The following is a 20941-nucleotide window of genomic DNA, read 5'->3' on the forward strand; positions in this document are numbered from 1 at the left end:
TCCCTTTTTATAATAATTGTATTGGAAAACCAATCACACCAGTCAAACAAATTCCTACCAGCATATGAGATAATGATACCCCTATAAGGGTTTGATATCGCAAATACAGCCAGCCCCATATTAATCCTAAGATGAAAAGAAGAATGGAGGCACTTAACGCAAAACTTGAATAAAAACTACAAAAAATAAGATTAGACATTAATACGGCATAAATCGATTGATCCCTTTTTACATAGTGCATCAATGAGCTTTGTAGGCAACCCCGTGCAATAAACTCTTGAATTGGAGCTAAAATAATATAACCAATACTTAATTCGAGTAATTCATAAATATTTTTACAGAAGCAAACTAGAGGTGTTTCTTTAAAGTAAAGTGTGTTTGTTATTAATACCCACTTAATCAATAAAAAAGAGCATATTATAAAAAAGCTTACTATTAATGATTCAATGATAGACTGTTTACTGTTTTTCAGAGTAAGTCCCATTTCAGCAAGGGAATATCCATTTTTCCACATGATCACAAAGAAGATAAGAGCTAAAACCAACGTAATTCTAATGTTTAATACATTCGGATTTTCGGTGAACTGAGCCCATGAAGCAGTATCTTTTAAAATAATAAAAAGCGAAATAATCACTAATAAATAAGTCATAAATCGTGCTGTTTTTATTTGATTTTTAAGTAGGAATATTTCTTTTTTTAAGGCTTTGGTAGCTAATTTATTTGCCTCCCGTAGGCGATCGGGGAGCGCTTTACTTAAATTTACAATGAGTTGAGTGTAAAGATTAGGGTATTTATTTTGTAAATCCACCATATTTATTGCATACAATTCAGATGGGTTTGCCGCGTATACAGAAGATGAGCGTGGTCTTTTATCTAATATGCTCATTTCGCCTAAATAATCGCCGCTATATAAGTCGGATAAATGTTGACCTTTTGATTCGATGCCAATTTTTCCAGATTTAATTAAGTATACAGAATCTCCTTGTGTTTCTTCGTAAAATAAGTACTGATCCTTTTTTAATTTAACTCGTTTTACAAAGTGTAAGAGAATTTCCAAATCTTGGGGATTAATATTTTGAAATAGTGTTTGGAAATCAGATAAATCGCTCATCCTTATCATCGGTAAAAACTCCATTTTTTCGGAAAGAAAATTTATGTTGATCCCAATAATTTTTTTCTTTGCATAAAGAGATTAAATGCCATTCATTTCTTAGAGTAGCATAAGAAACTTGTCGAAATGCGCGCACACCTTTTATACCTGTAAGTAATTCAACAATGATTAAGGCTATTAAATAATCTATCTGTTTTAAACAACCTCTATTAGTTACTTCTTTGAGTATACGCTTAATTGTAGGTTCTCTGAATGAGCTTTTTTCATTTAATAAGTTATTAGCAATCAGACAAAGTGCTTGCCCTTTTTGTTCCAGGTTGAGATGAGAAAGCATGGGGGATGCATTAATTAATCGTTGTTTTATTCGTCTTAGCATTTTTTGCATGACGGAGCGTTTTAATGTTTTGGTGCCATCAGAAAAAATAATAAGGCCACATAATTCTACCCTATTTGAACTCATAAATTGTTCCGAATCGATTGATGGTTTACCGGCGTGGGTGAGATAAAAACGTTGATTTTTACTTTGATTACACTTCAACCTTAATTTTTCTAAAATGGCGGTGATACGGGCCTCGCCTTCCTTGAATTGATCAATATCTGTATGTGCGTATATAAAATCATCACTGTAACGCGCATAAAAAGCGTTTGGAATGTTCGTTAACGCCTCATCAAGTTCAGATAAATAAAGATTATAGATTAACGTCGCTAGCGGTGATCCAACTGGAATACCTAATATTTTTTGATAAGGTAAATTATCTTCTGTACGTAGTATGGGTCTTAACGCTTCTTCAATAACAATGCGTAAGTAATGGCGTTGCTTTAAATCGTTAACTTCTTTTTCTAATATGTCATAGAAATAGTTCCAAAAAATTGCCTGGGTATCTGCGGGTATACTTCCTCCATAATTCGTTATATCTGCACGCAAAACATATACATTAATTTGTTTGTTTGTTGTTTGGGCTTGTTTAAGGTAAGAACAGAATGCTTGGATTGCTTGCTTGGCTGAACGCCCAGAAATATATGAATAAACAGAGGAAGATATTAAATGTTGCGTTCTTTCTCTGAATAAATCATACAAAATACTAAGTAGGAGTCGATCAATAAAGGAATAATTTGCAATAAGACGCGTTTTGGAGTTGATATATACTTTTCTTTCATCATATTGCATGGGTTGATAAGTGCCATTGAGTAACGCTTTTATAAGTATTTTTGCAACATTTTTTTTATCCGAATAAATATCGGAAATGCTGATTCCTGCTTGATCTTGTTCAAAGATTCGATTGTTTTTTAATAATTTATTATATAATTTTGAAATCCGTTGAATGCAACGAGTCTTGTCTTGTAATTCGGTTATGAGTGGCTCATTGTTCATAACATTGGTCACAATATAAGTTATAATAATGACAGTTAAGTAAACCTGCTTGGAAAAAAACGCAAAAAATAAAAAATTCAGCCGCAGCCGCAATTTTTTCTCAAACTATAAATTGCTAGACAATCTTATTATCTGGCAATGAGCAAAGCATGTCTTCTTAACTGTCATTAACAGTATAGACTATATTGTTTCTTTTTAGATGATATTATCCTAGAAAGCAATTGTGTCTTACTGCACAAGGACACTGAACCTGCTGTATCTTTTTGATGTTGTTTGATATGAAAGAAGGAAGCTAAATGAAACGATTTTCAACTTTATTTTTTTCTCAAAAGAAGGAAGAACCACTAAATTATCATAAAAAAAATGAGGGTAATAATACCTCAATGTATAAGCTTGAATCTGCGGAAAATACCTTACCTCAACGAATTGTCGAAGAAATTTATTTTCCAAGAATTTCATTTTTAGGTTGTCCCTTCACTTGGTATTATTACCCATCCCATGATCTGGTCATTTGGACGGGAAATCTATATGGAACACCTCAAGATCATTACGATTTAAACGCATTACTTACAAAACTCCAAATTATCCCCGAAGTGAGTATTGAACATGGAGAGGTTGCAATCAGAAAGGTTAGTGATTTTTTTTTAAAGCATGATATGAAATATATGTCGCAGGAGGATGATGATCACGTAGTCTCATTAAGCCCATCCAAAGCCAAATGCTAAGCTGTGGGGCCATGCGCGTTTGATAATTGAGCCATAAATTCATAAGGGCTTACCTGGTTTGAGAAATAACTGCCTTGTCCATACATACAACCATATTGTTGGAGTTGCTCTCTAATTTCTTGGTTTTCTACCCCATTAGCGAAAACATCCAACTCTAGGATTTGCGCAAGCTTAATAATCGCCTCAACAATTTTGGAATTCTTTTTATCTTTAATCATGCTTAAAATAAGCGATTTTTCAATTTTTATTCTGTCGATAGGAAAATTGACCAGATAAAGAAACGAAGAATAACCACTGCAGAAATCATGGATCGCGATCTTAACACCTAGGTTGCTTAATTCATGTAACACGGTGATTGATTTTTTGGGCTCAGATAAACAGGCACGCTCATCGAATTCTAATATTAAATATTGTGGTGAAATTTTATTTTCATTAAGTAAACTTTCTATAAAAACAGGTAATTTCCTATTAATAGCATCTTGAATAGATAAGTGAAGCGAAGCAAAAATTTGATGTCCTGCCTGGTGCCAAAGTACTAATTGTTCAGTGACATTGGTTAACATGAACGATGTCAATTGTTGGATTAAATTCGATCCCTCAATAAGGGAACTAAATTTTTCTGCGCTGATTAATCCATATTTTTCATGTACAAAACTGCCCGTAGCTTCAGCGCCAATAATTTTACCTGTCGCTAACTCAACCGTAGGTTGATAATAGATCTTTATTTCTTGGTTTTCTATTGCTGCTTTTAGTCCATTCATCACAATTCGGTTAGTCGTAAAATCTTCTTCCATATCCGAATTGTAAATAGCAAAAGGTTTGTTTTTCTTCCTGGCATGAAAAACTGCGGTGCGTGCGTGATTTACTAAAGCGACATTATCTGCTCCTGCATTAGGATAAACTGCTGCACCAGCAGTAGTACTAATGGTTATATGAATTCCATCAACTGTAAAACTAAGGTGAGTCGCATCTATAATGGCATTCAATAACGCATGGAGATTAATATTTTTATTGAGCCTTGGTAATAATAAAGCAAACTCATCACCCTCAACTCGTGCAATACTATTGATTCCCATAGTAGCCTGTAACATAAAAGAGCTAAGTAACATCTCTTTTAATTTTTTAACAAATTCAATCAGAACACTATTGGAATTAAAATTTCCAAAATTGTTGTGAATCGCTTTAAAATCATTCAATTTTAATAGAATTACTGCCAATTCATTCGATTTTTCAATTTTATCAATAGCCTGTGTGATTTGTTCACTAAACAGAAGGGCATTAGGCAACTGAGTAAAAAAATCGTGTTCACTTTCATATTTTAGTTTTGATTCGAGATCGCCACTTTTATATCGAAGCTCCTCTGTTTTATTTGCAACAAATGATTCTGCTGTATTGACTAACCCATGACAAAATGACTGTCCCCAATAGGCAAAGAGAAAAGGAGTTAGATCAAGTATCCAAATAGCTGGATTTGTTGTTTGTGCTTTAATGAAGCCATCAAGATTAATAAATCCTGTTATTTGATAAGATACAACAAGTGAAGCGATTAATATGCTACCAATAGCAATGCTTAATCCTATATAAGCATACTTATTCACATATTCTCTTAAAATAATTGAACTTTTTGCGAGTTTGTAATTTATATCCATATGCTTATTTGAGTCACTTAAATTTATATTAATCTAATCGGCAGAAGATATAATTACTTTAATCTAGAAAAGGAAGTAGGCTGCAACTTCTTTTTCTAGGTTCAATTAATGGGTCAATGAAAAGTCGATGAAGATAAAGTCTTATAATGTTGGTGATATTTTATCTTGAAAGTAAAAATCCCAAATCACTTTTCCTTATAAAAGCCACCTCCTCTTTTCATGATTAATATTTTGTGAATTAACAAGCAATTGCGTTTTAAATCCAAATTTATTTTGTTCATATTTATACTATTTGACTTAATTTAATCTAATTTTTTCATAAAAAAACATCTTTACACCCTCGTTTGTTTCTGTTAACAATAAATTGCTGCCTTTTAGCAAAGAGTTGTAATGGATTTACTTGTCTTTACTAAGGAGTTAAAAATATGCCAAAAGATAGAATGGATATCGATGAAGGTTCTATGGAAAAAGACCTAAAAAAAGAAAAAAAAGTTCAACAAAGCAATACCGATACTTCACCCTCTCACGATTCTAAGACTGACAAAACCAACAAAAAATTTACAGCGAATGATTTTTCTCATCTTGCAGAGAATGAACATTTTCGTTATGCACCAAATAGCAAAAAAATTGGCCATGCAGTGATTACTAAAGAGGATGATAAAACCGTTGCACTGCAGTATGAACTTCCTTCAGTCGATGATGAAGAAACACCTACAGTTCGTCCTTTGGTTAATATTGAAGCGATTGAACCGTTCCGTGGAATGCATCGATTTCGTGCGCAAACCCCTGATGGTCATACCCCGATGTACGCAAAACGTTTTATTCATGGAAAAGTAGGGGAAAACGAAGAAGAGGAACTCATTCAAATAGCCTGTTTTTCCCCCTCTCCTGAAGAAGGGAAGCAACCTTTTTGGGGATCGATTAAAGAGACACCTTTGTTTCGCGATGATCTTCCCAAATCAGTGAAAAAAGATTTAAAGAAAGATTTAGCAGAAATGGAACATGTCACTAAGGGTGGGGATGTTTTAACGGTGGAGCATGATTCTGTCCCACAACGCGATCTTATTAAAACAAGAACTCCTGATCAAAATACAGTGATGGGCGAATCTGCTCGAGATGCTTATGAGCATTTTTTTGATAAAATGACAGATGAGCTCCATCCGGAGATGAAAAAACGGTTACAACGCGCTTTTAAAGCAGATATTAAAGATAATTTTTACAAAAATAGTTTTCGTCCTGAGTGGTTACATCTAAAAGGTTGGTCATTAATGCCAATGAGTATGAATCCACAAACGAAAGAGAACTTGGGGGCCGCGCCAAAATGGGCAAATACCCAGATGATGATTTTGGAGCGAATTATCAAATGGTTTGCCATAAATGCCCCAGACTCCTTATTAACAATTCAACCTAAATTTGAAATGCTGCTTGACTCTGAATTGGTTAAGCATATTGATTTTGATGTGAAAGTTAAAATAAAAGAACGATATGTGGAGTTGATACAATCCATAGATCCTTTTTTAGCTTATCCCTTATTCCCTAAAGCATCTGATTTAGCTCAGGGAGCTGGAATAACCTACAATATTTTGAACAAAATCGATCCTGTGAGTAAACAGATGGTTAAAGGTGTCAAATCAAAAAGTGATGAGCATGGTTCATCTAAAAAGGGTGCATCTATTTTAACACGAACTCAAGTAGACAAAACTGATACGATAAAATCATCGCCCCCTCATCAAGAAACTTCTTTAGGTAGAAAAAGAAAGCGTGATAGAGATGCTGAAGAAGATTTTGAACGGAGTGCACCAAAGTCCAACCGTCTTGCTCAAGAAAACCAAGCCGTGAGCTCCACACATGAGACAACGCAAGTTAAACCAAGTTCGCTGAATAGGAAAAGAAGGCGAAGAGAAGATAGTGACGAAGAAGAGTTCATCAAGCAGCCAGCTAGAAAACGTGTCAAATTTCCCACTCAGAATCAGCATGAGCGCTCAGTGGTACAAATTTATTCTGACTATTTCGTTGCCGATTACGATAATCCCTGGCGCGGCCCAGAATCATCTGCTTGCTCCGGTTCCGGTTTTATCATTCAAGATCCTTCTGGAAAAAAATACGTCATGACTAATGCTCATGTAGCAGAAAATGCAACATTTCTGCAAGTGCGATTAGCGAATAACCGTATTAAAAAATATGAAGCTAAGGTCAAATGTGTTTCATACCAGTGTGATTTAGCCTTATTAGAGGTTGATGACCCTGAATTTGAGGAGCTTGTAGATCCAGTTGAATTGGGTGAAATGGTGAGTTTACGAGATAGAATTATGGTCGTTGGTTTCCCTATGGGAGGCACTGAAATATCCCTTTCCAAAGGTATTGTTTCACGTATTCAAGTGGATAGTTACTCGATGAGTGGCCAAAATTTATTGCAGGCTCAAGTGGATGCTGCAATTAATCCTGGGAATAGTGGTGGACCAGTATTTATAGGAAACCAAGTGGTTGGGGTTGCTTTTCAAGGGTATGGTGGACATCAAGGATTAAACTATATTATTCCTGCTCCAATTATGAAGCATTTCCTGAGTGAAGCATTTAATGGCAAGAAATATCGTGGTTTTCCAACTCTTCCTATTGTTACTGAACAAATCGAAAACTTCCATGAGCGTGACTATTATAAGATGGGTAAACGATCGGGTATTCGCATTTTAAAAGTGGATAATTTATCAGATGCATTCAGTAAGTTAAAACCTGACGATATTATACTTGCTATTGATGGATTTCCTATTTCAAATGAAGGTACAGTCGATATTCCAGAGATCGGAAATTGCATCGATTATTTTCATGTAACGCAGTCTAAATTCATCGGTGATAGTGTCAGACTCAATATTTTACGAAAAAAAGCGGATGAAGAAGCTGTTGAGGAATTAGAGATTGATGTAGTTTTGGATACGATCTTGGGGGATACCGAAAAAGTATCCGTCGCAGAGCACGATAAAATGCCAACCTATTACATTAACTCTGGAATTTGTTTTGTTCCGCTGACACGGAATTACATGGAAGGAAATGGCTGTGATTTTGAAGAGATGCATTTAGTTGAAGAAAATTGTTCTTTACCTGATGCACCCAAAAAAAATGCCACCGATCAAGTCATTGTGATTAATACCATCCTTAATTGTAAGGAAACACAAGGCTATGAAAAGCATATTCGTGGAATTGTTAAAGAAATTAATGGCAAATCGATTAACAATATTCATGATGTTGTTCGTGCTATGGAAGAGAATAAAGAGAAAAGACATGTGATTTCACTGGCTTCAAAATCAAAAATTGTTATCCCTAATATGTCCCCTGCAGAACATGCTAAGTTATTAAAACGTAATCATATATCTCAAGATAGATCTACCGATTTAGATTTGATGATTGTTGATTCCAAAGATCCTTCTCCTATGTTTGAGCCAAAAAAATCAGAATTATATGTAGAAGAAATGGAATTAACACAATCAGGAATGCATGCTCTTTTTGATCGAATGGGTTATCCAGGAATTGTTAGTGGTTCTATCTATAATGGCGCGCCAACGCTTAATTTAGATGCTCTGAACCAGCAAGGATTTATGCCCATCTTAACTGATGTTGGTCAAAGAAGAGTTTCTGGTCATTGGATTATGTTGATGCACGGTCATGGTAATGAATACTTTATTTTTGATCCATTAGGGCAAGCATCAGGTAAAAATTACGTTGACTCTTTAGCTAGCCAATTACCTCATAGGGCTAAACTTTATGTTATTCCTAATGCTGAGGGATTAAACAGAGGATTATGTGGGTATTGGGTTGCATCAACGGGTTTGAGAGCATTTGCTGCATTAAATCAAACTAAATCACCAAACTTAAAAATACTGGGTCAAACGGTTTCTGAGGAAATGCAGGCTGAGTTAGCTAATAATGGATTCATGAAAATTGTAACTTGGCTGCAGTCTGTGGCTGAAAAATTTACCGGTACTTCAGCAGTGAAACCAATTGATGCGCGAGAATTGAGACTAGCGAGTGAGGTAGAGCTGCAAAGCCGTCCTAAAATTATAAGTCCTATTCCTATAAAACCGCTCTCTTTGGGTTTATTTGGCCAACCCTCTCTAACCCTTGAACAGAAAGAAGCGAAGCCTAAAAGAAGGAGAATTATTGAATCAGATGAAGAGGAAAATGAGGAAGTAAAAAACCTATCACCAGGTAAAGAAGGTGGGGAGTTAACCAGGGATATGTTGCCTGGTTTAAAACGCTGGCAACAAAAAATTGAAGAGATGGAGGAGCGCTATAAAGATCTTCCAGAGAATGAAGAAGAGGATGAAGATTATGTTAATTCCTCAGAGGATTCAGAATATTCCGATGAAGAAAGTGAGTCTGATGATAAAAGTATGGATTTAGATGATTCAGAAGCAGAAGAAATTGTCGATGTACAATCGAAGAATAAATCTTCTAGAAAACCGCAACGTCATGGATTTTTCAAGCCAACTTCTATGGATGTTGAAACTGATCTTGAACAGAATCAGAAACGATTCCAATACAAATAATCCTTTTTCTTTATTGCGCTGGGGGGTAGACCCAGCGCTTTCTTTTGATTGAATGATATAGGGGATAACGATGTTTCAAAAAATTACGGAAATAAAAAATTTTCGCGAAGCGTTAAAAGACATTCATTTTGATACTTGGTTAGTTTTAGATCTCGATAATACCGTCATGACTCCCAGAATTGCGTTTGGAGGAGATGCATGGTTTGAAGGTTTATTTTCTCATGTCTCGCAAAAAAAAATTGAACCGGCTATTGCTCAGCCTTCATTGATGTCGGTTTATAATTCAGCGCAACATTTTGTGCGCACTTCTGCAGTAGAACCAAAGATAGTGAGTATCATTAGAGCATTGCAAGATATTGGCATCCCTGTCATTGGATTAACCGCACGCGGGTATTCGATTCGTCATCAGACATTGAGGCAGCTTGCTGATATGGGTGTTGATTTTTCACGAAACAGTATTGTTTCTGATGATGACTCCACCTGTCAGGGAGGTGTCATTTTTTGTGCTGGCGGTGATAAAGGGAAAAATTTAAATTCGTTTTTATCACGATTAGGATGTGCTCCTCACCATATTGTGATGCTTGATGATAAGAAAAAACACCTAGAACGAGTGATGATTGCTTTAGAACCACTAGGGATTCATTTTAGTGGCTTTCGTTATGGGTATCTTGATGAAAAGGTGCAACAGTTCAGTATGGACGCAGCGAACATTCAATTGGCTCATTTATGGGAGTGGTTATCTGCTACGGTACAAGAAGATGTTAAAAAATTAAAACTTATTTCTGAGGAACTTATGGGTACTTTAAGTCCATTGGTTTATTCAGAGAGTTTTTTTCATCCCGAACATCCTCTGCATCCTAGTTCATCAAAATCTGATGTGGATAAGCCTTCACAAGAAAAGCAATCCAAATTATTGAAACGTTCGCTAAGTTCGTCTTCGTTTTTCTATAAGGAGAATCTATCGAGTGCACCACTAAAATGGAAAGAAATAGAAAATGAGCACTCGACCAACAGTGAAGTATTTCTCCGCTCTTAAAGAACATTACCCGAATTCACGTCAATTAACTGAGGCAACTTTTATTTCTTGACTTGGGGTGTTTTATCTCGGTAATCTTATGATTAATTCTTTATCATTTAAAGAGTAACTATTATGCTAAAGGACTGGCAAATAAAATTTCCACACAGTTTCGCACAATTTCCGAATCTTTTTATCGAATTAGATTTTGAAAAACAAGAAACCTTGTCTCAATTGTTGCATTTAATAGAACAAACAGGAAGAGGATTGCTTGATGAAGATACAGTTCTTCATATTCTAAATAATTCTTCTTATTTATCTGAGTTAACGTCTCTCATTATTTTAATCAGTGATCTTAAATGTTTGAACAAATCCATGCTGAATCATTTATTCACAAATCATTTTCTACCTGATTTGCAAGAAAGCCTTGATGTTCTTTCTAATCACACTATTATTACTGCTGAGGCAGTAACGTTTTTATTTTCTACCAGAAATCCTCAGGATTGTGTGGGCTTTATGATGCGCGCGCTCCAAAAAGGAGTAGATTTAACAGGCCTCCTGAATTATTTATCGCGACACGTTGCCTTAGAGGGGTTGAATCGAGCTATAACTCTGTTTGACCTGAGTAGTTTTAGCTACAGAAAAGAACATTTCTCAGTGTTTTGTGTGATTACTGAGATACTTGCAAATCCTTTATGCCAAACTATTTTTGATGCTCGATGGCGTAGTTTTTCAGATTACACCATTATTTCAGAGCCTTTAAGTGCTACTGATGCGGATGAAATTATTAGACAACTTATTGATGTAGTTGATGAAGAGACTAGAATACGCACCTTTTTTGATTTTTTTGCATCATTTCGCCCTTTTCCACCCAGTCAAAAATACATGGTGGATGTAAATATTAGTGATAAAGTTACAGCCGCATTGACGAACTATTGCAAATCAATAATAGCAGCAATTGCAAATGATGAAGATTCTTTACAGGTTCGTGAAGCGATAGCAACTTTACGGAAGAAAGGCGGTAATAAAATTATTTTTGATAAAATCAAATATGAGATAGCAAGCGATGTAGAGTCAGAAGATTTATACTCCATGCGAACCTACGATGATCTTATGGATGAGATTTGGGTGACACTTAATCAACCCCAACTTCACTTAGAAACTTTTGACGATAAACTTCATAAGGGCAGGCGATATCCAAGTTTTTTTACTGAAGCATTAAGACAGCAATCGTTTCGAATGGATACCGTTTCTCAGGACATGATGGATATCGAGCAAAAAGATAAGACGGATAATGTACCAATGTAATGAGTCAGATAAAAAAGTCGTCATTGCGAACAAAGTGAGGCAATCCAGTTTAAATCTTCAATAGACTTCCTTCCAAACTCTACTGCCACTGTAGTGGAGCATTGCTTCGTCGATACGCTCGAATCCTTAGGATGCTTGCGTGTACACTCCGTTTCTCCTCGCACTTCCCACACTACAGTTATTTATGAAGAATTACTTATTTTTTTGATTTGCTAAAGAATTTACGGATCTCATCCATGAATTCGTCGCAAGCTTGCTTATTCTCCATTCTATTTTGCCATCGGTGATGGTTCCCTTCCGCAACTATTTTAGCCAGCTTAACCATGTGAGTATTTTGAGTATCCAAAATATATTCTTTAATTTTCTCTTTCAATACTTCTTCCCATGCTTCATCGGCCAGTTTTAAAAAATAGGTTGCCTTGTCTTCTGGATGGTGTCCACCATGATGGCAATGGTGGTGTTCACTATCATGACATCCTTCATGCTTATGACACGGACAAGGGCATTTTCCTTCAGCACATCCATAGCTTCCCATATTTTCTCCTGTTAGATTTTTTCGAAATGTTTAACCTTAAACTTACATAGAATTACAAAAAATCACTCATAAATCAATTCATGAAGAAGGAGCTAGGTTAGCAGGTACAAGTGAATTGAGCTATAATTAAACATTATGAGCTTTCTTAGGAGTGCTTTATGTTAAGCCCATCACTTAGAAAATATATAGATACTCATCATATTTCCTACAAAACCATTAGTCATCCTAGAGCATATACGGCATTACAATGCGCACAAGCAGCACATATTAAAGGAAACTATTTTGCTAAATCCGTTGTGGTCAAATTAGATGGAACATTTGTACTTGTAGCAATTCCAGCCAGTATGCGACTCGATTTAGAGCAATTTAAAGAAGAAACTCATGCGAAACATGCAGAAATAGCTCACGAATTTGAGTTTCAAGATAGGTTTAAAGATTGCGAAATTGGTGCGATACCACTTTTGGGTGAACTTTATGGTATGGATGTTTATCTTGCAGACAGTCTTGCCCATCAAGAATGGTTGGTTTTTAATGCAGGCAATCATAATGAACTGCTGCAAATGAAAAGTAAGGATTTTTTAAATTTAGTTCATCCCAAAACTTTATCGCAATGCTAAAGTGCATATCAAAGCCCTAGAAAAAGCAGTAGGTCACCTGTTTTTTCTGGGTTAAGTACTCTGCAACTAGAAAAGCAGCTCTTGTATTAGTTTCAGTTAAAACTTATCTTATAGCTCGGTGCTAGTCTTCAAGTACGATTGATTAGTTTGAAGTATGTGCCAAAACGAGAGAACTATTTTATAAAAACAAAAGGGATCAAATCATTATGTCTTGGAAACAAACAATCACACTCGATCAGCTGCAACAAAAAGGACGTCACTGCGAAACCATTGATGGTCATAAAATTTTATTGATTTGGCATAATGACACGGTACATGCTGTTGCTTCTCAATGCCCACACTTTAAATTACCTTTGACTAAAGGTGTGGTTACTGATGAAAATACCATTGTTTGTCCTTTTCACAAAAGCGCTTTTAATCTTACAACAGGCAAACCTGAATGCTGGTCACCTTGGCCTCCAGCAGTGGGTACGGTACTTGGTAAGCTGAGCAAACCTAAAAATCTGAAAATATATCCTGTCCGTATTGACAATAATGAGATTAGTATTGATGTTGCTTAAATAAGCTAAAGCCACCACACCCATAAACCTAAAAAAGCTGTTTAATTTCAGTTCGATATAAAAATAACTATTTTTTATATCGAACTGATGTTAATTAAACTTTATTAATCACTACTCTTAATGCTTGTAACTTTAAGGTAGCGTTATGCATGAACTGTTCACTCTCCACGAGTTGATTTTTTAAATAAGCAATTTCTTCATCGCGTATAGAAGAGTTAATCTTTTTTAATGCCTCAAGCCGTGTTATCTCATGATTAATGCTGTCCTTCATCTGTACAACAGATAGCTCAATAATCGCTTGAAGCTGAATTTCAGCAACTTTTTTACTTTGCATTAATATCGTTTCTAGATCTTGATGAACTTGCTGAATAATAGGATAACATAAATGACGCTTAACGGGCTCGCACAATTGATTTAATTGATTATAATCCAATACCTTAGACAGATTTTTTCCTGAAACATCCATGAACACACGAATAGGTTCAAGGGGTACAAAACGATCCAGCTGTAAACTTTTTGGAGCCGCACAATTTACTGTATAAAAGGATTCCAAAAATAAAGTTCCGGGTTTGATGCTTTTAATGGAAATTGTCGCTAAAGTAGCGTTCCCTAGTTCAGATTCTAAAGTCATTTCCATACATTCACTGACCATAGGATGTTCCCAGCTTAGAAATTCAACATCCTCGCGTACAAGTGCTTTAGGACGTGAATAAGTTACCGTAACTCCATCTTCTTTTAAACCTGGGAAATGGCTTGTTTTCATATGATCTGTAGGGCGCAGGATTTCGGTATTTTCTGAGTGATATTCATGATCAATGCCATACTCTTGAAATACCTGAGCCATGTAATTTTCCAATTCCAAACAATTTTCTTCTGCTTCGATGGCAGTAATTAATGCCTGGGCTTGTTGTGCATTACAAGAATTTAACTCCAGCAAACGATCGCGTCCATCATGTAATGCTTGATTGATCGCTTCAGCACGTATTTTGGTGTGGGCAATTAATGTCTTGAGTTCTTCTTCGCTTGTCTCCACTCGATCAAGAATAGGTAAGAGTTCATTTTCAAATTCTTCATAAAGTGTAAACCCAATAGAACAACTTTGAGTAAATAAATTAATTCCTTCATGATACCAACGAAATAACTTCTCTTGTACTGCATTCAATAGATAAGGCACATGAATTTCAATAGTATGATGTTGTCCTATACGGTCGAGGCGTCCAATGCGCTGTTCCAGCAAATCGGGATTTAAAGGTAAGTCAAACAGAACAAGATGATGTGCAAATTGAAAATTCCGACCTTCGCTGCCTATTTCAGAACAAACAAGCGTTTGGGCTCCATTTTCTTGTTCGGCAAAATAGGCTGCGGCGCGATCACGCTCAATAATAGACAAACCTTCATGAAAAGAAGTGCTGCGAATTCCCATTTTTAATTTTAAGTGCTGATCCAAAGCAATAGCGGTACTGGCTTTAGCACAAATAATCAGAACTTTCTTAGGATAAAGTTCTTTGATTTTATCCGCTAACCACATCACCCGAGGATCTTTTTCAAGCCAAGTTTCTTTATCTACCAGTTGCTCAGGGTAAAGTTTTCTTTGTCCTTTTTGCCCTTCTAATGAGGAATAAATGACAGGACACTCTAAAGGATAGGCATGCACTCGTCGTTCAGGAAAGCCTTGGATGGCTGCCCGGGTATTGCGAAATAGAACACGTCCCGTACCATGTCTGTCTAATAAGTCTTTAATCACTTGCTTAATGTTAGCACCTACTGTTTCACCTAAATAAGCTTTGAGTTGCGATTTTAATTCAATGCTTAAATCATCAATGGAGACTTCCTCACCATGAGTCATAAGTGCTTGTACTAATCTATTAACTTCCTGATATCCTTCTTCTTCTTTTTTAAAGGTAGAAAAATCATAAAATCGTGATGAATCAAGCAATCGCAACCGAGCAAAATGACTTGCGATTCCGGCCTGCTCAGGAGTTGCGGTTAACAACAGTAAACCTTTACTTCGAATGGATAATTCTTCAATGCATTCATACTCAGGACTTGTTTCTTCTTCAGACCAATGTAAATGGTGTGCCTCATCGACAACAAGTAAGTCCCATTCGCTCGTCAATGCTTGCTGACGCGCTTTTTCATTGTCCATCAGAAAATCCAAGCTGCATAAAACCAATTGTTCATTTTCAAAAAGATTTTCTTGAGTTGTTCCGATTTGAACTCCTTCTTCTTCGTCTAACTCATAGACCAGTTCATAGCGATTCGCATCAATGATTGAAAAATACAAGTTAAAACGACGAATCATTTCGACCAGCCATTGATGAATCAACGTTTGCGGTACAACGATTAACACGCGGTTGGCACGTCCTGTGTAGAGTTGATAATGCAAAATCATACCGGCTTCGATGGTTTTTCCAAGACCTACTTCATCAGCAAGCAGGACGCGCGGAGCATAACGTTGAGCAACTTCATTAGCGATATAAACCTGATGTTTTAGATGACTGGTTCGCGAACCTAATAATCCTCTGACCCTAGATTGTTGTAATCTGCTTACATGATTTAGAGTGTCTATTCTTAATTTGAACGTACTTAGCTTATCCAACAAACCACTAAATAATCGTTGTTCAGGAGTATTTAATTTGATAAAACAATCCAAATTAAGTTCACTAATCTGCAATTTATTGCCGGCATCATCCATGCCAGTATAAAAATACAACCCTTGTCGTTCCTCAACGTGAGTAATACTCATTTTTTTGCTGTTGGAAGTTGTTACTTCTTCGCCTTTTTTATAAATGATACGACTCAGCGGGGCATTATCCGTAGAATAAATGCGCTCTTCTCCGGCAGCGGGAAAATTTAAACTTACCTGTCTACCACGTACATCAACAATAATACCTAGACCGAGTTTTGATTCGGTATTGCTTATCCAGCGTTGGCCAATAGTAAAAGTCATAAGAAACCATGTTTTTTTAAGTACAACTAAAATAATCAAAAACTGAAAGAAACTCAACTTGACACGTAGCTTTTTTTTGAAATAGAATGGCGCAATTTTAATCAAAAGAGGATGTTGAACTATGCAAGCGAAAAGAGAGACCCTTCCGGAGTTGAGTTTTAAGGAGCTAATCGCGTTGAGTGGCGTTGCTGCATTTGCAGAAAATGATCGAGAGCAAAAACGAGCACAAGAAATTTTAGCTGCATATGCTGCCGAAAAGAAAAAAAATGCTCCTGGGTTTTTCACCCCATATAGAAGTTTAAAAGATTTTGGTGGTAATTTAGTTGCTCCCGTTGTTCTTCCTTTAACTTTAGGTCTTGTTGCTGGTGTTACCGCAATTGGTGCAGCATTAGGAGCAATTACTATTGCTGGAAGTTTACTTTTTGCAGCTGGTGCTGGTGTTGTTGGTCTTTTCAATAAAAGTGCAAAAGAAACTGCAAAAGACGCACTTGTTGTTGCTGCTATTGCAGGCGTTGTCACTGCTGCTTGTGCTGTTCTTACCGCTGCATTGGCTGTAATCGCTGCTGTTTCAACCCCATTGTTAATCGCTAGCATTTTTACTCGCGGCGGTGCTACTGTTGTTTCCGCCGTTTCTGATTGCTTCTCTCGTTGCTTCCCTAAATCAGAAGCTCCAAAGCATGATGAAGTAGAAGAAGTACTTGTTGATGAGCAAATTGATGAGCAGCGTCCTATTTTAACATGTTAATTAATAATCTTTATTCAAGCTAGGTTTCTATAGCCTAGCTTTTTCTCTTTAGTGATGGCAATCCCTTTTATATGCCCTTAAAAAACGCACTCTTTATCAAATTAAATCTGTGTTGGATCTAATCATCAATTTTTACTTGTCTTTTTAAGCTATCCTGGTTAAAAATAGTTGGCACAGGAAGAATATTTAACAGAAAAGGAACTTCACATGGCTACCAATACAGTAGAGCTTCAAGATTTTATCGATATAGATAAAGAAAAAGACACCAAAGAAGAAACTGAGAACGAGTTACTCAAGAAAACCGTAGAAGAGGAAATTCAAGCTAAATTAAAAGTGCTCAGTGAAAATACCGAAGAAAACAGACTCAAAAAAATTACCATTACTAAAGAAATATTCGAACAAATTAGGAAAAGTTTAGAAGATACTGTTAAAAGCATGGAGAAAAACCCGAGCCTCTTCTCTCGTGCCGCTGAATTTTGGGGCGAATTACCTCTTTGGCAAAAAATTCTGGGGGGTGTTGCACTCACCTTACCTACCTTAATTATTGGTATTGCTGCCAATGTTGGTTTTCTTCTAGCGATTTGCGGCGTAACCGCAATTACTTATACTGCCGGTGGACTTATTCTTGATGACCATCACAAATGCAGTTCAACTGCGGTAGAAAGTTTACAAAAAGGGATTTTAGGCATGGCGGATTTGCTTGAGTTAACGATTAATGCCTTAAATGTAATTCGCGAACAATTAGCGATAGAAATTTCAAAATTTGCACAAGAAAATAAAAGGCTTACAGAAAATATTGATGCTTTAAGTAAACAAATCGATGCTGTTGATAAACAAGTAAGAGCTACGTCTAAAATAAATGAAACGCTCACTATGACCAAAGAGGGCTTAGAACATGTTGCGCAAACCTTAACAGAGGGAGTAACCCAACAAACAGATTTATTGCAACGAGCCCAAGAAAAATTAAACTTTATTAACGAAGCCTACGGTAGCAGTCAAAAAGAATTGGCCGAAAAAATTTTGGAGGTTCAGAAAGTAAGAACCGAATTAGGAGAAGATCTTAATCGCGCTAAAGTAATGATAGATACTTTAGGTATGGCAATCTCTGAATTTTCTTCCACAATTAACAATGAAGAGAAACAAAAAGCATTTCAAGAAAAATTAGATGTTTTTCTACAAGATAAAGAATCCAGCTTTTTGCAAATCGCTGAACGTATTTGTGCTGCGGAACAAAAACTTGTCATAGTGCAAAAAGAACTAGAAACTGCGAATGTTCGCTACCAAGAGCTTCTTGAACGACAAGGAAAGCAAATTGATAGGCTTGAAAGTTTGGGTAAAAAATCGTTGAAAGCTAAAGAACCATCTATAGGAGAATCACTAAGTAAAAATGGTCTTTATGCTAACTCTAAGAAGGACAAAGACCCAGAAGAAACACAAGAGTCTCAATTGACTCAGAAACTTCAATGCAACTAGAAAGTACTTACGATTATATTTTTCTCCTCTACAGAGAGCTGTCTCTTGATCCTATCTCATCAAGAGACAGCTGCTTGCGCAGAGGGTGACGATGCTCTCAATACCGTCGCCTTCCGCAAAAGCGGAAGGTCTAAAAGTAACAAATCTTTGCTCTAAACTTCACCTTGCAGTCATACGCTTACGAGACCCCTGCTTACGCAGAGGGTGACGATGCTCTCAATACCGTCTCCTTCTGCAAAAAAAATAATTGGATCCTGTTTTATTTGCGATAGACAAGATGTGTAGAAGATTCAGAACAGAGAGAGGGGTAGTTCTTACAAATCATCTTCTTGCATCAAGCTATAGTACAAAGTAAAGAAGTTTCATTATACGAGTGCAAAAGAATTGATGGCATGAAAATAAGTTATGTGACTCATAGCTGCACTTTTTAATCTCTTTCTCTTTTGTAAATCATTCGTTCTCAATTTGATTTACAAGTCCCTTCATCATAGACTGTAAATATAAACTCATCTCAGCAGCTCGATCGGTAAAAAGCCAATTAATTCCTCGATTCAACTCTCTGTATAAGCTGTACTTAGAATCGACCATACCAACGCCAACAATTTTCTGGGCAGCCCTTAATTGATTGATTACTTTCTTGTGCATCAACAGGTAATGACCTAATACGCCCCCATAATTCTCATTAATGCATAAATTACAAAATTCTTGTACATTATTATGTATTGCTACCAGCAACAGTGATTCTTTGGGAAATTGCGTCAATGAAGAAAAAATTGCTGAATTTAAAGTTAGCAAATGGTAGTCCTCTCCAGCGGATAACTCTCGTAACTGATTTGCTAAGATCGCTGCATCCCGAAGAGGTGTTTTTAATTCAATAAATAAATGCATGCTCTTGCCATATGCAGCAATTACTTCTTCAAGTGTGGGGATCTTAGGAGCAAGCGCGTGCAATTCATTAAAGCTCATTTTGGCGATTTCTTGATTATGTCCCCATAGACGCTTCAACGTAGCATCATGATTAATCACTAATACGTGATCAGCTGTACTGTGTACATCAAATTCGATCCCCCAACATCCCAATTCCTTGGCTAGGTCAAAAGCTGGAATCGTATTTTCAATAATTCCTTGGGAATGATTATGAGCGCCTCTATGTGCGATTAAACGAACCGAGTGCATCAATTCCTGAGAGGGCTTATTTCTAGGAATAAACGAAAAATAGCCATCTATAGTTTTTCCTAATAAATTAAGTAACACGACAAGATTCCTAAAATAACTTATTATTAATTCTATGCAGGTACCCTTGAAAAGGCAAAAATAGCTGCTTTCTCCTGCAAATTGTGTGAAAATAGCAAATTTTTAATCCACCTTTATATATGCCTTTAATCACTACCAATATCGATCGAGCGATTCACGATTTGCAACAAGGAAAACCTGTTGCTATACCTACAGAAACTGTCTATGGCTTAGCGGCTCCTATCAATAATGAGCGAGCAATTAAAGCGGTTTTTGCAATAAAAAACAGACCCTTAAATCACCCTTTAATTATACATGTAGCTCAAAATTGGGATCTTAATCGACTGGTCGAAGACATCCCTCCTTATGCACAACAATTAATTAAAAAATTCTGGCCAGGTCCTTTAACCCTTGTCTTTCATTGCAAATCGAATCAAATTACTCCTTTAATTACTGGTGGTCAAACAACTGTAGCAATCAGATGTCCCGCTCATCCCATTGCTCAGGAGTTATTAACCAAGCTGGGCATTCCACTTGTTGCCCCCTCGGCAAATCCATTCGGGAAAGTAAGCCCTACTACAGCAGAGCATGTAAGAGAATCATTTCCTAATCAAGAATTAACCATATTAGATGGTGGTCGATGCACTGTAGGGATAGAATCAACCATCATCGATGCAACGGATGCCAAGAATTATCAAATTTTACGACATGGAATGATTGATGAAAAAGCAATAGCAGAAATAATTGCTCTTCCCCCTTTGCACGGTGAAAATAGTTTACGTGTCCCTGGAAAACTAGACAGTCATTATCAACCGCAAAAAAGGATGTATTATTTTGACAGCTATGAAGCCTTAGCTCATTTTTGTCAAAAAAACGTAGATAACATTTACGCCATAGCAAGCAAACAACCAATAGGTATTAGTAAAGGGCATTTTCATTTGCTTGAAGACAATCCTGAAAAAGTAGCTTTTGATTTGTACTACCAATTAAGAAAGGCGGATGCTTCTAATGCAGATGTCATTGTCATTGAACTTCCTCCAGCAACAGGGGCATGGCAAGGAGTAAGAGAGCGTATACTTAAAGCGGGTACTCCTTACACCTATTGAT

The 20941-nt window shown here is 36.4% G+C and carries 15 protein-coding genes; 9 read left to right on the forward strand and 6 right to left on the reverse strand.

Annotation, left to right across the window (positions count from 1 at the left end; translation table 11 throughout):
- Positions 1 to 7: 7 nt before the first annotated feature.
- A complete protein-coding gene (locus Lgra_RS06700) occupies positions 8 to 1120 on the reverse strand; it encodes a cyclic nucleotide-binding domain-containing protein (RefSeq protein WP_058498483.1) in 1113 nt (370 codons plus the stop codon).
- Entirely contained in the window at positions 1095 to 2483 is a 1389-nt protein-coding gene (locus tag Lgra_RS06705; RefSeq protein WP_058498716.1) for a reverse transcriptase domain-containing protein, read from the reverse strand. Before Lgra_RS06705 ends, Lgra_RS06700 begins: the two co-directional genes overlap by 26 nt.
- A gap of 296 nt (positions 2484 to 2779) precedes the next feature.
- Between Lgra_RS06705 and Lgra_RS06710 the strand changes: the two genes are divergently transcribed.
- Complete coding sequence (locus tag Lgra_RS06710; RefSeq protein WP_238584383.1) at positions 2780 to 3208, forward strand: hypothetical protein; 429 nt, start codon at positions 2780 to 2782, stop codon at positions 3206 to 3208.
- Here Lgra_RS06710 and Lgra_RS06715 read toward each other — a convergent pair.
- Positions 3205 to 4857 carry a putative bifunctional diguanylate cyclase/phosphodiesterase gene (locus Lgra_RS06715; protein WP_058498484.1) on the reverse strand — a complete coding sequence of 551 codons (1653 nt, stop codon included), beginning with the start codon at positions 4855 to 4857 and terminating at the stop codon, positions 3205 to 3207. The two genes, Lgra_RS06710 and Lgra_RS06715, sit on opposite strands and share 4 nt — an antisense overlap.
- Before the next feature lie 425 nt (positions 4858 to 5282).
- Between Lgra_RS06715 and Lgra_RS06720 the strand changes: the two genes are divergently transcribed.
- From Lgra_RS06720 to Lgra_RS06730, 3 genes are all read left to right on the forward strand, one after another.
- On the forward strand, positions 5283 to 9398 hold the full coding sequence (locus tag Lgra_RS06720) for a PDZ domain-containing protein (RefSeq protein WP_058498485.1): 4116 nt from the start codon (positions 5283 to 5285) through the stop codon (positions 9396 to 9398).
- A 70-nt stretch (positions 9399 to 9468) separates the two neighbouring features.
- On the forward strand, positions 9469 to 10434 hold the full coding sequence (locus tag Lgra_RS06725) for a DUF2608 domain-containing protein (RefSeq protein ID WP_058498486.1): 966 nt from the start codon (positions 9469 to 9471) through the stop codon (positions 10432 to 10434).
- Positions 10435 to 10548: 114 nt separating this feature from the next.
- Positions 10549 to 11721 (forward strand): hypothetical protein, encoded by a 1173-nt coding sequence (locus Lgra_RS06730; RefSeq protein ID WP_058498487.1) that lies wholly within the window; start codon positions 10549 to 10551, stop codon positions 11719 to 11721.
- A 196-nt stretch (positions 11722 to 11917) separates the two neighbouring features.
- Here Lgra_RS06730 and Lgra_RS06735 read toward each other — a convergent pair whose 3' ends face one another.
- Entirely contained in the window at positions 11918 to 12256 is a 339-nt protein-coding gene (locus Lgra_RS06735; RefSeq protein ID WP_058498488.1) for a hypothetical protein, read from the reverse strand.
- A gap of 158 nt (positions 12257 to 12414) precedes the next feature.
- Between Lgra_RS06735 and Lgra_RS06740 the strand changes: the two genes are divergently transcribed.
- Both Lgra_RS06740 and Lgra_RS06745 read left to right on the forward strand, forming a co-directional pair.
- Positions 12415 to 12873: an aminoacyl-tRNA deacylase gene (locus Lgra_RS06740; RefSeq protein WP_058498489.1), complete on the forward strand. Its 459-nt coding sequence runs from the start codon at positions 12415 to 12417 to the stop codon at positions 12871 to 12873.
- Positions 12874 to 13079: 206 nt separating this feature from the next.
- Positions 13080 to 13433: a Rieske (2Fe-2S) protein gene (locus tag Lgra_RS06745; protein ID WP_058498490.1), complete on the forward strand. Its 354-nt coding sequence runs from the start codon at positions 13080 to 13082 to the stop codon at positions 13431 to 13433.
- A gap of 94 nt (positions 13434 to 13527) precedes the next feature.
- Here Lgra_RS06745 and rapA read toward each other — a convergent pair whose 3' ends face one another.
- On the reverse strand, positions 13528 to 16383 hold the full coding sequence (gene rapA, locus Lgra_RS06750; protein WP_058498717.1) for an RNA polymerase-associated protein RapA: 2856 nt from the start codon (positions 16381 to 16383) through the stop codon (positions 13528 to 13530).
- 121 nt (positions 16384 to 16504) lie between these two features.
- Between rapA and Lgra_RS06755 the strand changes: the two genes are divergently transcribed.
- Positions 16505 to 17128, forward strand: a complete 624-nt coding sequence (locus Lgra_RS06755; protein ID WP_058498491.1) for a hypothetical protein — start codon at positions 16505 to 16507, stop codon at positions 17126 to 17128.
- Positions 17129 to 17335: 207 nt separating this feature from the next.
- Positions 17336 to 18601, forward strand: a complete 1266-nt coding sequence (locus tag Lgra_RS06760; RefSeq protein ID WP_058498492.1) for a LegC2/C7 family Dot/Icm T4SS effector — start codon at positions 17336 to 17338, stop codon at positions 18599 to 18601.
- A 450-nt stretch (positions 18602 to 19051) separates the two neighbouring features.
- Here the strand turns inward: Lgra_RS06760 and Lgra_RS06765 are convergent, their stop codons facing one another.
- Entirely contained in the window at positions 19052 to 19855 is an 804-nt protein-coding gene (locus Lgra_RS06765; protein WP_058498493.1) for a glycerophosphodiester phosphodiesterase, read from the reverse strand.
- Between the two features lie 119 nt (positions 19856 to 19974).
- Between Lgra_RS06765 and Lgra_RS06770 the strand changes: the two genes are divergently transcribed.
- Positions 19975 to 20940: an L-threonylcarbamoyladenylate synthase gene (locus Lgra_RS06770; RefSeq protein WP_058498494.1), complete on the forward strand. Its 966-nt coding sequence runs from the start codon at positions 19975 to 19977 to the stop codon at positions 20938 to 20940.
- Position 20941: the final 1 nt, after the last annotated feature.

Source organism: Legionella gratiana (assembly GCF_001467695.1).
Lineage (GTDB): Bacteria > Pseudomonadota > Gammaproteobacteria > Legionellales > Legionellaceae > Legionella > Legionella gratiana.

What these genes read in the sequence shown, in the direction of transcription:
- Lgra_RS06745 (WP_058498490.1), top strand. Translation starts at nt 13,080, where the DNA reads ATGTCTTGGAAACAAACAATCACACTCGATCAGCTGCAACAAAAAGGA.
- rapA (WP_058498717.1), bottom strand. Translation starts at nt 16,383, where the DNA reads ATGACTTTTACTATTGGCCAACGCTGGATAAGCAATACCGAATCAAAA.
- Lgra_RS06735 (WP_058498488.1), bottom strand. Translation starts at nt 12,256, where the DNA reads ATGGGAAGCTATGGATGTGCTGAAGGAAAATGCCCTTGTCCGTGTCAT.
- Lgra_RS06700 (WP_058498483.1), bottom strand. Translation starts at nt 1,120, where the DNA reads ATGATAAGGATGAGCGATTTATCTGATTTCCAAACACTATTTCAAAAT.
- Lgra_RS06710 (WP_238584383.1), top strand. Translation starts at nt 2,780, where the DNA reads ATGAAACGATTTTCAACTTTATTTTTTTCTCAAAAGAAGGAAGAACCA.
- Lgra_RS06740 (WP_058498489.1), top strand. Translation starts at nt 12,415, where the DNA reads ATGTTAAGCCCATCACTTAGAAAATATATAGATACTCATCATATTTCC.
- Lgra_RS06755 (WP_058498491.1), top strand. Translation starts at nt 16,505, where the DNA reads ATGCAAGCGAAAAGAGAGACCCTTCCGGAGTTGAGTTTTAAGGAGCTA.
- Lgra_RS06760 (WP_058498492.1), top strand. Translation starts at nt 17,336, where the DNA reads ATGGCTACCAATACAGTAGAGCTTCAAGATTTTATCGATATAGATAAA.
- Lgra_RS06730 (WP_058498487.1), top strand. Translation starts at nt 10,549, where the DNA reads ATGCTAAAGGACTGGCAAATAAAATTTCCACACAGTTTCGCACAATTT.
- Lgra_RS06705 (WP_058498716.1), bottom strand. Translation starts at nt 2,483, where the DNA reads ATGAACAATGAGCCACTCATAACCGAATTACAAGACAAGACTCGTTGC.
- Lgra_RS06725 (WP_058498486.1), top strand. Translation starts at nt 9,469, where the DNA reads ATGTTTCAAAAAATTACGGAAATAAAAAATTTTCGCGAAGCGTTAAAA.
- Lgra_RS06770 (WP_058498494.1), top strand. Translation starts at nt 19,975, where the DNA reads ATGCCTTTAATCACTACCAATATCGATCGAGCGATTCACGATTTGCAA.
- Lgra_RS06720 (WP_058498485.1), top strand. Translation starts at nt 5,283, where the DNA reads ATGCCAAAAGATAGAATGGATATCGATGAAGGTTCTATGGAAAAAGAC.
- Lgra_RS06715 (WP_058498484.1), bottom strand. Translation starts at nt 4,857, where the DNA reads ATGGATATAAATTACAAACTCGCAAAAAGTTCAATTATTTTAAGAGAA.